At 64.9% G+C, this 11679-nt stretch carries 10 protein-coding genes; 8 read left to right on the top strand and 2 right to left on the bottom strand.

The features are described 5' to 3' along the window. Window positions 1-82: 82 nt before the first annotated feature. Entirely contained in the window at window positions 83-2191 is a 2109-nt protein-coding gene (locus APS40_RS15155; RefSeq protein WP_082434441.1) for a sensor histidine kinase, read from the bottom strand. A 40-nt stretch (window positions 2192-2231) separates the two neighbouring features. Here APS40_RS15155 and APS40_RS15160 point away from each other — a divergent pair, with 40 nt between their 5' ends. From APS40_RS15160 to APS40_RS15180, 5 genes are all read left to right on the top strand, one after another. Continuing rightward, window positions 2232-2915, top strand: a complete 684-nt coding sequence (locus tag APS40_RS15160) for a response regulator transcription factor (protein WP_236884114.1) — start codon at window positions 2232-2234, stop codon at window positions 2913-2915. A 398-nt stretch (window positions 2916-3313) separates the two neighbouring features. Further along, window positions 3314-4711, top strand: coding sequence for a hypothetical protein (locus tag APS40_RS15165; protein ID WP_055047847.1), 1398 nt, complete (start codon window positions 3314-3316; stop codon window positions 4709-4711). A gap of 179 nt (window positions 4712-4890) precedes the next feature. Then, entirely contained in the window at window positions 4891-5349 is a 459-nt protein-coding gene (locus APS40_RS25190) for a hypothetical protein (RefSeq protein ID WP_055047848.1), read from the top strand. A 9-nt stretch (window positions 5350-5358) separates the two neighbouring features. Continuing rightward, entirely contained in the window at window positions 5359-5805 is a 447-nt protein-coding gene (locus APS40_RS15175; RefSeq protein WP_055047849.1) for a collagen-like protein, read from the top strand. 94 nt (window positions 5806-5899) lie between these two features. Then, window positions 5900-6640, top strand: a complete 741-nt coding sequence (locus APS40_RS15180; protein ID WP_197279337.1) for a DUF6065 family protein — start codon at window positions 5900-5902, stop codon at window positions 6638-6640. Between the two features lie 169 nt (window positions 6641-6809). Here APS40_RS15180 and APS40_RS15185 read toward each other — a convergent pair whose 3' ends face one another. After that, a complete protein-coding gene (locus APS40_RS15185; protein ID WP_055047851.1) occupies window positions 6810-7829 on the bottom strand; it encodes a LacI family DNA-binding transcriptional regulator in 1020 nt (339 codons plus the stop codon). A gap of 209 nt (window positions 7830-8038) precedes the next feature. Between APS40_RS15185 and APS40_RS15190 the strand changes: the two genes are divergently transcribed. The 3 genes from APS40_RS15190 to APS40_RS15200 are packed head-to-tail and all read left to right on the top strand — an operon-like array spanning window position 8039 to window position 11569. Next, window positions 8039-9580: a sugar ABC transporter ATP-binding protein gene (locus APS40_RS15190; RefSeq protein ID WP_055047852.1), complete on the top strand. Its 1542-nt coding sequence runs from the start codon at window positions 8039-8041 to the stop codon at window positions 9578-9580. Beyond that, entirely contained in the window at window positions 9561-10565 is a 1005-nt protein-coding gene (locus tag APS40_RS15195) for an ABC transporter permease (protein ID WP_055047853.1), read from the top strand. The genes APS40_RS15190 and APS40_RS15195 overlap by 20 nt, the downstream gene beginning before the upstream one ends. Window positions 10566-10618: 53 nt before the next feature. Beyond that, complete coding sequence (locus APS40_RS15200; RefSeq protein ID WP_055047854.1) at window positions 10619-11569, top strand: substrate-binding domain-containing protein; 951 nt, start codon at window positions 10619-10621, stop codon at window positions 11567-11569. Window positions 11570-11679: the final 110 nt, after the last annotated feature.

Genomic DNA, 11679 nt, shown 5'->3' on the forward strand with positions numbered 1-11679 from the left:
GCGCTGGTGCGCGGGGCGATCGGGACGGCGGAGGTCGTATAGGACCCCTGGGCGTCATGGGTCGCGACCGCGCCTCGACCCGTCAGCCGGTTGTAGTTGCCGGTTCGGCAGACCCTTCGGCCACCTCCGGCGCCCCGGCGCCGGGCAGCGACAGCGAGAATGTCGATCCGTTCGCGTCGCTGGCGGCGAGGAGCACATCGCCACCATGCTGGCGGGCGATTTCCCTCGCGATGTAGAGGCCGAGCCCGCATCCAGCGACTTGCTGATTGGTTGCCCGGTAGTACCTGTTGAAGATCAAGTCGCGGTCCCTGAGCGCAATGCCTGTGCCCCGGTCTGTCACATCCACCCGGGCAGCGCCTTGGTCGACCGACAGTCGCACTGTCACGGGGCTGGACGCGGGCGAGTATTTCAGGGCGTTCTGGATGAGGTTCAATACGGCGATCTCCAGCAGGTTGCCGTCTCCGGTGACCCTCACGTCTTCCTCGCCAAGGACGCTGACCCGGGCGGCACTCTCCTCGTCGAGATTCGAGCACGCCTCGCGCAGCACCTGGGTCAGGTTCACGGTCGCGCTTTGGGCGAGCGGCCCCGATCCGGTACTGAGCAGTTCGCCGGTCAGGACGTTCTCGATGAGCGTCGACATTTTCCGGACCGTCTGGCGGATCCTGGACACGCGTTGTCTGACCTGTTCGGTAGCGTCGCTGAGCGAGAGCGACAGGTTGTCGGCCGCTGCTCCAATGACCGCCAACGGGCCGCGAAACTCGTGCGAAACCATTGCGACGAAGTCGCGCTGACGCGCCAGGGCGTCGTTGACGGAGCCGAGCGATTGCCGGAGCTTCTGTTCGAGTAGCTGGCGACGCCCGATTTCCGCTTGGAGCGACGCATTGCTTTGGCTCAGCGCTGCGGTTCTTTCGCTCACCTTGAGTATCAGTTCCTGCTCGGCCGAGTGGGCCAGGGCGATGGTCCGGTCCTTCTCTTCGCTCAACTGGCGTTCCGCCAGTTGCGTACGTTTGGCAACGGCCGCGCTGAGCAGGATCAGATGGATGACGGTTCCGCCGGCCAGCAACCGCGACAGCGAACCGTCCAGCCCCAGTGGATTGGCCCCGGTATACATCAGCTGCATCACCAGCAGCACCCCGACCACGCCCAGAAACGCGATCGCGGAGAGGATGTACTGGTATTGCCGCCGGACGAACAGCAAGTGGAGGACAAACCCTGAGATGAAAACCAACGAGATCTGCTGCAGCCGCGACACGAAGAACCCGACATCGCCGTAGTGCCCGGCGATCGCGTAGAGCAGGGCGCCGGCATTCAGCACGATGACCAGCTGGGAAAAGCGGGCGGCCCAGATCCAGTTGCGCCGGAACTCGAACAGCCGGTCCAGGAAGAACATCATGATGATGCTGTAGAGGCAGACGATGATGCCCCAGCTGCGATGAATGGTTGGGGGATCCCAGAACCGCAGCACCTCGGACGCGTAGCCCATGTGAAACAGGCTGATCAGCGAGGACACCACCAGCAGGCCGACATAGACGACATAGAGGGAATCCCGCAGCCAGACCGCGTAGAGCAGGTTGGTGAAGATCATCACGATCACCGCGCCGACCATCATCGCCATGATCCAGTCGTCCAGCCGGCGATACTCGGCATAGCCGCGGCTTTGCCAGACATTGAGTGCGGTGGTCATCGACGTCGCCGATTGGAGCCGGACATAGTAGGTGGCTTCGACCGGCGGCACGTAGATCGGAAAGATCGTCGGATACGCGTCGACGCCGTCGCCCCCGCTGGGGTTTACCCGGCCGGGCGGCGAGGCGAGGTAGTGACCCTTGCCGTCCGGGACATAGAGCGTCACCTGTTCGAGCAGCGGCCGCTCGATCTGTACCAGCCAGCGGTCGATGTCGGCCGGCGCCGACAGCGAAAACCGAACCCACAGCGCGCCCTTGCGATACCCCTGCGCCAGCATGGCGGGGATCGGCGTGAACTGGATGTCGGAGCCGCCGGTCGCCACATCGTCGATGGTCAGCGTGCCGGTGGGATCAGCCATAATGGCAAGGGTGCCGCCGAGCGAGCGCGCAGATTTTAGTCCATCCCCCGCCTGCAACGAAAGTGCCAGAGCTGCCTGGGGAGCTACGCATCCAAACAGGATGGACAACATCAAGATTAGGTGGAATCGAATGTAGCAGCGTCGCAACATGGATTTTTTAATGCTTGGAGAAGAACTTAAGAGAAGTGAGGTGGCCACCGCTCCGCTCGTCTACCTCGTCGACGACGACGTGGATTTCCGCGAAGAAATGCTGGCGGGCCTGTCGAGCCTGGGTCTCGTAGCGCAGGGTTTCGACACCGCTTCGGCGCTCTATCGCGCCTATGCGGTCAAGCCCCCCGACATCGTCATCCTGGATATCGGTCTCGAGGGCGAAGACGGCCTGTCGATCGCGACGCATCTGCGCGCCTCGCGGTCCGTCGGCATCATCATGGCGACGGCGCGCAGCTCGGTCGACGACCGGGTGCATGGTCTGAACGTCGGCGCCGATGCCTACCTGGTCAAACCGATCGATGTGCGCGAGCTCGCCGCGACGATCCACGCGCTCAGCCAGCGCTTGTCTCGACCGCCAACGGCTCCTGCGCCCACCGCAGCGCGCTGGATGCTGGAGGATGGCGGCTGGGTGCTGTCCGACGGCACGGGGCATCGGCTGCGGTTGACCACCGCGGAGCACCACTTCCTCGGGCGCCTGTTCAGCGAGCGGGGCCGGACCGTGACCCGTCGCGCCATCGTCGAGGCGATGGGCGCCGACGTCTACGATTTCAACTATGCCCACCTCGACACCATCGCCAGCCGGCTGCGTCGGCGGGCCGAAAAGGCCAACATGCTGATCCCCCTGCATGCCATCCGGGGCGAAGGCTTCGCCTTCACCGGCTAACTATCGATCTGCCGCCATCATCACGACGGCGCCGGTCCCCCAAAGGAGGGCCGGCGCCTCTGCTTTCACGCGCGTCGCTCAAGGCTCGGATTTTTGCGTCGCCCACGCCGCGTCCTGGCCAGGCTCAACGTCCGCTCTTATCCCAAGACAATTTTGCAACACTATAGACGCATTGTCGACCACGAAATAACCGCAAATGAAGATGCCGTCACAGCAAGTGACAGTAAGTGATAGCATCTGACAGGAATAGTTAGTCCCTGACGTTGTTGTGAATCTCTACGCTGCTACTGGTGGTGCCCAGATGGGGGTTCGCAACGAAACCGATCACCTGCGGGTCGCTGCCGGAACGACCGGACGCGACCTTGACCGGAACGTTCTCAACTAAGGGACACATGTCTATGAGGCCAAAAACCATACTGCTGGGTCTGAATGCGGCCCTGCTGCTTTCCACCGCCGCGCTCGCAGCCGATCCAGCCGCGCCGGCACCGGCGCCCGTGGTGATCGAAGAAGAGCCGCTGTTCACCCTGTCGATCACCGGCGGCGTCACCGCGTTCGGCATTCCCGACACCGCCCCGATCGGCTTGACCAACGAGGTGGGTACGCTCAACGAAACCAATCTCTTCGAGGGCCTCGACAGCCCGCTCTACGGCGGCACGATCGGCATCGACATGAGTGCGCCCATCAACGGCGAGGGCACCTCGGTCAACTTCTCGGGCTTTGGGTCCTTCGTGACGCGCGACGGCAGCCAGTCGCGGACGCTCAACGAAGAGCAGTATCTGGTGCTTCATGGCCCGAACCTGCCGACCGGGCAGATCGACATCGACACCATCGATCTCGACGTGGACAGCGTCGGCACGACGACCAGCGACTGGGGCGACGCCACGGCGGGAGTCAACGCCGGCGGTGGGCTGACGACCGGCACTGGCACGCTCCTCGGTCCGGGCTACAACGTCGCCAGCAACGCCGACGGGTTCGTCTTCTCCGGTGCGCAGGGCGACTATGGCACCTATGGGTTTGGCGTCGTCGCAACGACGGAGGGCGTCATCTTCCTAGGCGCCGGCGAACTGCAGGGCACCAAGATCGACACCGACGTCACCCAGAATCTGGCTTACGCCGGCGGCGACGTTACCCTGTCGCAGCGCACCACCCCCGACGATAGTGGCGTGGCCTTTACGGTCTATGGTGGCCCGAGCTTCCGTTACCTCGGTACGGAAACCACGACCGACACGACCATCCAGGTCAACCAGGACTACTTCGATACCGCTGACTTCCAGTACCCGACGTTCAACATGAACACCGTCGAGAACATCGACACCTACTACGCGGGTGCGGTGTTTGGCGGCAATGTCGATATCGACGTCTGGACCGGCGCAAAGCTGTCGCTCGGCCTCGGCGCCGGTGTGTACTACGCCTCCTCGTCGTATGACTCGACCACCGAAGCCTCGATCTTCGGCGGCTATGGCGGCGCTGGCGGCACTGTCGACCAAAGCGTGACCAGCAACTTCGACCTCGATCCGGAAGAAGGTTTTGCCTACACCCTGAAGGGCAGCAGCACGTTCTCGGCTGATATCAGCGACAATATGCAGATCAATTTCGGGCTCGGCGCGGAATACATGTCGCGCGTTGCGACCAGCCGTTTCGTCGGTGAAGATGGGGCCGGTTTCAACGGCGACGGCGGCGGTGTCGACGACGCTGACGGCGACTACAACGATGCCAACGCCACCGGTGGCACCATCCTCTCCTTCGGCGACGCCTGGTCGTTCAAGGCAACTGCCGGCCTGACCGGTCAGTTCTGACCCGCCGGTCCCCAGGGGAAAGGAAGCGGCGAGAGAGCGCTTCCGCTTCCCTGGGGTCCCGCTCCCAACCAACGCGGCCAGAGACTCTCCTCCCTGACCGCCCCCCAACGATACAGGTATCGTTCTAAGTCATTGACAGCTCTGTTTTCGTCCGATGCCTGCCTGAAAGGTGTTACGAGATGCGCAGCCTGACTCTGTCTCTGTCTACCACGTCGATCGTCATCCTCCTCGCCGGCACCACCAGCCCGGCCATGGCGAATTCGCTGGTGAAGTCCCCGATCTTCGACCAGTACGTCCGCGAGTGCATCTTGATCAAGGATGGTTCGGTTCGCGCCTATATCCCCAAACTCGTTCGAGCCGGAAAATCCGGGCCGCTGGCGACACCCTGCGACCCCAGGACCGAAATCGAGATCATCTATCGCGACTATAACAACCTGGTGAGTGGCGGCAGCAGCGGCGGCGGATCGCGCGGCCCGGCCGGCCCGGCGGGCCCGCCGGGCAATGACGGCCCCGCCGGCCCTCCGGGCAACGACGGCCCCGCCGGCCCGGCCGGTCCCGCCGGCCCGCCCGGCGACAATGGCCCTGCCGGTCCGATGGGCCCACCGGGCCCGCCGGGTCCCCCGGGCACTCCGGGGTGAGGCGCGGCCATGCGAACGCTTCCGTTTGGCGCGATCCTCATCGCAGTCCTGCTCGCCGGCACAACCGCCGAGGCGATGGCTGCGCGGCTGCAGCAGAAACAGGTTTTCGACGAACAGGTGCGCAAGTGCGTGCTCATCGCCGATGGCACGGTGCGGGCCTATCTTCCGGCACTGATCCGGCAGGGCGCCAAGGGCCCGTTGGCCACTGCCTGCAAGAAGGGCCTCGAAGTCGAGGTCATTGTCGGCAATGACTCCAAGCCGCCGGTCTTTGGCGGCGGGGGCGGACGGGGCGGGGCAGGACCCGCCGGACCCCAGGGTCCCGACGGCGCGGCCGGACCCCAGGGACCTGACGGCGCAGCCGGGCCACAGGGCCCGCAGGGACCTGCAGGTGAGCCGGGATTCCCGGGACCGGACGGAGAACAGGGCCCGCCGGGCGAACCGGGTACCCCCGGTTAGCAGGACGCAGGTCGATCAATGAGTAGCAGGGCCCGGGCATGCTGTGCCTGGGCCCAATCACCTTCTGCGCCGCGATGGCCCCTTCGGTATGACGATGACCACACGACTGACTGCCTATCGTATTCACGACACCGCACCCGACATGGTGCCCGGCACGCCCGACCGCTGGTGGATGGAGTTCACCGATCAGCGTTTTGCCTATCGCTGCACGCCATTGACGGTGGCCAACACCTCGGGCTGGGAGCTGCTCTGTCCCCGCAGTTTCATGGCCACCTGGAACGGCGGCTTCCGCCGGGAGGATATTTCGCTGTCCCCGCTCGATGGCGGCGGTAGCCTCAGCGGCTTCGTCTCCTCGCATTTCCAGCATGGCATCCTCACCTTCCATACGGGCTACCTGTTCCGCACCGATCCCGGTTGGGGGATCTTCTGTCGCGGCACGCCCAACAGGCCCAAGGACGGGATCGCGCCGCTCGATGGGCTCATCGAGACCGATTGGCTGCCCTTCACCTTCACCATGAACTGGCAGTTCACCCGCCCGGGCAGCGTCACCTTCATGAAGGATGAGCCGTTCTGCTTCATCACGCCGATGCCGCACCTGGCGCTCGACGAGATCAAGCCGGTGATCCGGCCGCTCGCCGCCAACCCGGAACTCGCCGCCGAATACAAGGCGTGGAACGAGTCCCGCACGAGCTTCAACGCCCGGCTCGCCGCCTCCGACCCGGAGACGGTCAAGGAGGCATGGCAGCGCTTCTACCTGCATGGAAGCATGGATGGCGGCGCGGCGCCGGCGACCCACAAGCCCAAGCGACGGCTGGCGAAGCCGGAGCAAGGCTGATCCCTGGAGTTTGCGGCGGAGGCCGACCACTCTCCCGCCGCGAAGCCAGCGAGAAGCGAGTCCACACGCTTCTCGCTGGCGCCTCTCTCTCCCGAACCGCAGAGGCGGAAATCGCGGCGACCGACGGACAGGCGCCAGGACGCGGGTCCGGTAGTCGCCCAGCCCAGTCCTAACGCCGCGGCGCGACCGAGTTCCTGACGATCAGTTCGCTGCGCAACAGCACCTGATTGCGGTCGGGCCGGTTGCCTTCGAGCAGCCCGAGCAGCATGTCCATCGCGGCTTCGCCGATCCTCAGCCGCGGCTGCTTCATCGTGGTCAGCGACGGGGTAACGAAGCTCGCGAACGAGATGTCGTCGAACCCCATCACCGAGAATTCGCGCGGCAGGTCGTAGCGCCGGGCGTTGAGCGAGATGATGACACCGAGCGCCGTGGCGTCGTTGACGCAGAGGAACGCCGTCGGCAGCACGTCGCGCACGAACATGTGCTCGGTGGCCTGCCGGCCGCTCTCGGTGGTGCCGTCGCCGTCGAGCACCATGCGGGGGTCGACTGTGAGGCCGGCGCCTTCGAGCGCGGCGCGATAGCCCTTTTCGCGCAGCTGGTTGACCGCCCGGCTGGTCGAGCGGCCGATGAAGGCGATGCGCTGATGGCCCTGTGAGATGAGATGCTCGGCGGCCAGCCGCGCGCCTTCGAAATTGTCCACCCCGACAAAGGGCACGTCGCTGTCGGGCACCGGCTCGTTCACCGCCACCATCGGCGGCAGTCGGGTCTCGGCCCCCTCCTGGCCATGGCCGAAGGGCAGGTGGCCGGTGAGCAGGATCAGCCCATCCGCCTGGTTGGAGCTGATGAAGCGCAGGTAGTCGGTTTCGCGCTCGGGATCGTTCTGCGTGTTGCCGATCAGCACCCCGTAGCCGCGTTTGCTCGCTTCGGTTTCGAGCCCGACCAGGATGTTGGAGAAGTTGGGGTCGCCGACATCCGGAGCGAGAATCAGAATCATGTTGGAACGCCGCATGCGCAGCGACCGGGCCATGGCGTTGGTGGTGTAACCGGTGCGGGCGATGGCCTCGTTCACCTTGCGACGCGTCTCGTCGGCCACCTTGGTCGGCTCGTTGATGGCCCGGCTGACCGTCGCGATGGACACTCCGGCAATCGCCGCAACGTCCTCGATCGTCGCCAGTTTCTGGTTCTGCACGTGGTGCTCCGTCCGCCGCCACCCGGGCCCGGCGTCCCCCTTCTCCCCTTTAGCAGAAGGCATGCGATGCGCCAGATGGCCGGAGGCGAGGCTACACAGTTAGCTGATCGTGTAAACCTTTACATCATTCATGAAAACCTTTACATCGAGGTCCGGAAGCGAGCGAAAGGTACGAACCCGGCCGCTTCCGTGGGGGAGGACAGCAGACGATGTCGAACGCCGTTGGCGCGATCACGCCGGCGATCCTGGCGGCCAGCCGGATCTCGAAGTCGTTCAACGACGTCCCGGTGCTGTTCAGCGTCGATTTCGACGTCAAGCGCGGCGAGGTGCACGCCATCATCGGCGAAAACGGCGCCGGAAAATCCACTCTCATCAAGATTCTCTCCGGCATCGAGCAGCCGACCTCAGGCACCGTGATGCTCGATGGGCAGCCGGTGGTCCTGCCGCCCAATGGCGAAGCAGAGTCGCTCGGCATCGTGCTCATTCACCAGGAACTGAACCTCGCCGAGCACCTGACCGTCGCGGACTCGATCTTCCTCGGTCGCGAGATTCGCCGCTTCGGTTTCCTCGATGTGGCCGCGATGCGGAACAAGGCGCGCGAGGTTCTCGAGACGCTGCACGTCAAGGTCGATCCCGACGCGCGCATCAATACGCTGTCGGTCGCCGACAAGCAGATGGTCGAGATCGCCAAGGCGATCAGCCGCGATGCGCGCGTGCTGATCATGGACGAGCCGACCGCCGTGCTGTCGGCCGGCGAGACGCAGACGCTGTTCGAGCAGATCCGCCGCCTCACCGAGCGCGGCGTCGCGGTGATCTTCATCTCGCACAAGCTCGACGAGATCATGGAGTTGGCCCAGCGCGTCACCGTGCTGCGCGACGGCCAGCTGATCGCCACCGTCAGCACCACCGCGCTGACCCCGGATTCGGCGGCGCAGATGATGGTCGGGCGCGAGCTCACCAATCTCTACCCGCCCAAGCGCGAGCCCGATATCGATGCGCCGCTGCTGCTCTCGGTGCGCCGGCTGCAGGCCCCGGGCGTCAAGGACATCTCGTTCGAGCTGCGGCAAGGTGAGATCCTCGGCTTTTCCGGACTGATCGGCTCGGGCCGTACCGCCGTTGCCGAGGCCATTGTCGGGCTGACGCAGCCGACCGGCGGCGAGATCGAGGTGAAGGGCCAGCCGGTGCATTTCAGCCGCGTGGCGCAGTCGGTGGCCGCCGGGCTCGCCTACATGACCAAGGACCGGAAAGGCAAAGGCCTGCTGCTCAATATGGGGCTGCAGCCCAACCTCACCCTCCTCACCCTGAAAAAGCACCTCAAGGCGGGTTTCCTCGACGGCGCCAGCGAGGCGCGGGCCCTCGAGCGCGCCGTGCGTCGCTTCGATATCCGGGCGCGCGACCCCTCAGTTGCCGTGGGCCGCCTCTCGGGCGGCAACCAGCAGAAGCTGATGCTGGGCAAGACCATGGAGTCCGAGCCCGACATCATCATCATGGACGAGCCGACGCGCGGCATCGACGTCGGCACCAAGCAGCAGATCTATCACATCATCGCGGCGCTCGCCGCCGAGGGCAAAGCCATCATCGTCATCTCCTCCGAGATGCAGGAAGTGATCGGGCTCAGCCATCGTGTCGTGGTCATGCGCGAGGGGCGGATGGCGGGCCTGCTCGAAGGCGCCGAGATCACCGAAGCAGAAATCATGCGGTACGCCGCCGGCATCAAGCAGAGTGGAAACGATGAGCGCCTCAGCGCCTGATATTGCAGCCAAGCCCCAGAAGGGCTTTCGCATCGATCTGAAGACCATCGGGCCGCTGGTGGCGCTGCTGCTGCTGGTGATCCTCGGCATCTCGCTCAACGAGAACTTCCTCACCTACAACAACCTGACCAACGTGCTGGCGCGTTCGTCGTTCATCGGCATCATCGCCATCGGCGCGACCTTCGTCATCACCTCGGGCGGGCTGGACCTGTCCGTCGGCTCGATGGCCGCGGTGATCGCCGGCATCATGATCATCGTCATGAACTCGCTGATCCCGTCGCTGGGGATCGGGGTAGGGGTGGTATTGGTCGGCATGGCCGCCGGTTTGCTGGTCGGCGGCGCCGCCGGCGTCGGCAACGGCATGATGATCACCCGCGGGCGCATCGAGGCGTTCATCGTCACGCTTGGCACCATGGGCATCTTCCGCTCGCTGGTCACCTTTCTCGCCGATGGCGGCACGCTGTCGCTGAACTTCCAGGTCGCCGATGTCTACCGCCCGGTCTATTACGATGGCCTCTTGGGCGTGCCGTGGCCGATCATCGTCTTCGCGCTGGTGGCGATCGGCGGCGAGATCGTCATGCGCCGCACCGCCTTCGGCCGCTATTGCTCCGCCATCGGCTCGAACGAGCAGGTCGCCCGCTACTCCTCGATCAATGTCGATAACGTCCGGCTGTTCACCTACATCCTGCAGGGCGTGCTGGTGGCCGTCGCGGTGCTGCTCTACGTGCCGCGCCTCGGTTCGGCCTCGAGCACCACCGGCGTGCTGTGGGAGCTCGAGGCGATCGCCGCGGTGATCATCGGCGGCACCACGCTCAAGGGCGGTTACGGCCGGATCTGGGGCACCGTGGTCGGCGTGGTGATCCTGGGGTTGATCGGCAACATCCTCAACCTGCAGAGCTTCATCAGCCCTTACCTGAACGGCGCGTTCCAGGGCGTCATCATCATTCTTGCCGTGCTGCTGCAGCGGGGTCGCCGCGCCAGCTAGGCACAACTGCTTTCACAACGCCCGCAAGGAGCGGGCACCAACGGGAGGACTACATGAAATTGCTGAAATCCCTCTTGGGAGCGGCGGTGATCGCCGGCGCTCTCGGCGGCAGCGCTTTTGCCCAGGACAAGGTGACCATCGGCGTCTCCGTGCCGGCGGCCGACCATGGCTGGACGGGCGGCGTCAACTATTTCGCCCAGCAAGCGATCGAGCGGCTGAAGAAGACCTACTCCAACGTCGATTTCGTCTTTGCCTCGGCGCCTGACGCGCCCAAGCAGATCGCCGACATCGAGGACATGGTCTCGACCCGCAATATCGATGCGCTGGTGATCCTGCCGGGCGATCCGGACGCGATGACCTCGGCGATCAAGCAGGTCAAGGACGCCGGCAAGTTCGTCACCGTCGTCGACCGCCAGCTGTCGATCAGCGGTGTCGAGAACCTCTATGTCGCCGGCGACAATCCGGGGCTCGGCGCCAACTCGGCCGAGTATTTCAAGCAGGCGCTGCCCGAAGGCGGCAACATCGTGATCCTCCGCGGCCTGCCGATCCCGATCGACCAGCAGCGCTTCGATGCCTTCGTCAAGGGCATCGAAGGCACCAACATCAAGGTGCTGGATGACGAGTTCGCCAACTGGAACCGTGACGACGGCTTCAAGGTGATGCAGGACTTCCTGACCCGCTTCCCCGACATCAAGGCGGTGTGGGCGCAGGACGACGACATCGCTTTGGGCGCCATCGAGGCGATCAAGCAGGCCGGCCGCGAGAACGACATGTTCATCGTCGGCGGCGCCGGCATGCAGCAGATGCTGCAGCGCGTCGCGGCGGGCGACAAGCTCGTCCCCGTCGACGTCAGCTACAGCCCGGCGATGATCGCCACGGCCATCGAGCTGACCACCTCGCACTTCGTCGGGGGCGTGCAGGTCGCCGGCCGCTTCATCCTCGACTCGACGCTGATCACCAAGGACAACGCCAGCGAGTACCTGGACGACAAGAGCCCGTTCTAAGCGGAACGGTTCCCAGATGATGGAAGGGGGCGCGGGCGACCGCGCCCTCTTTTTCATCTATCACCGCGACAACAGTGGGCTTTCCCCTCATCCGGCCCTTCGGGCCACCT

Source organism: Devosia sp. A16, from assembly GCF_001402915.1.
In the GTDB taxonomy this organism is placed as follows: domain Bacteria; phylum Pseudomonadota; class Alphaproteobacteria; order Rhizobiales; family Devosiaceae; genus Devosia_A.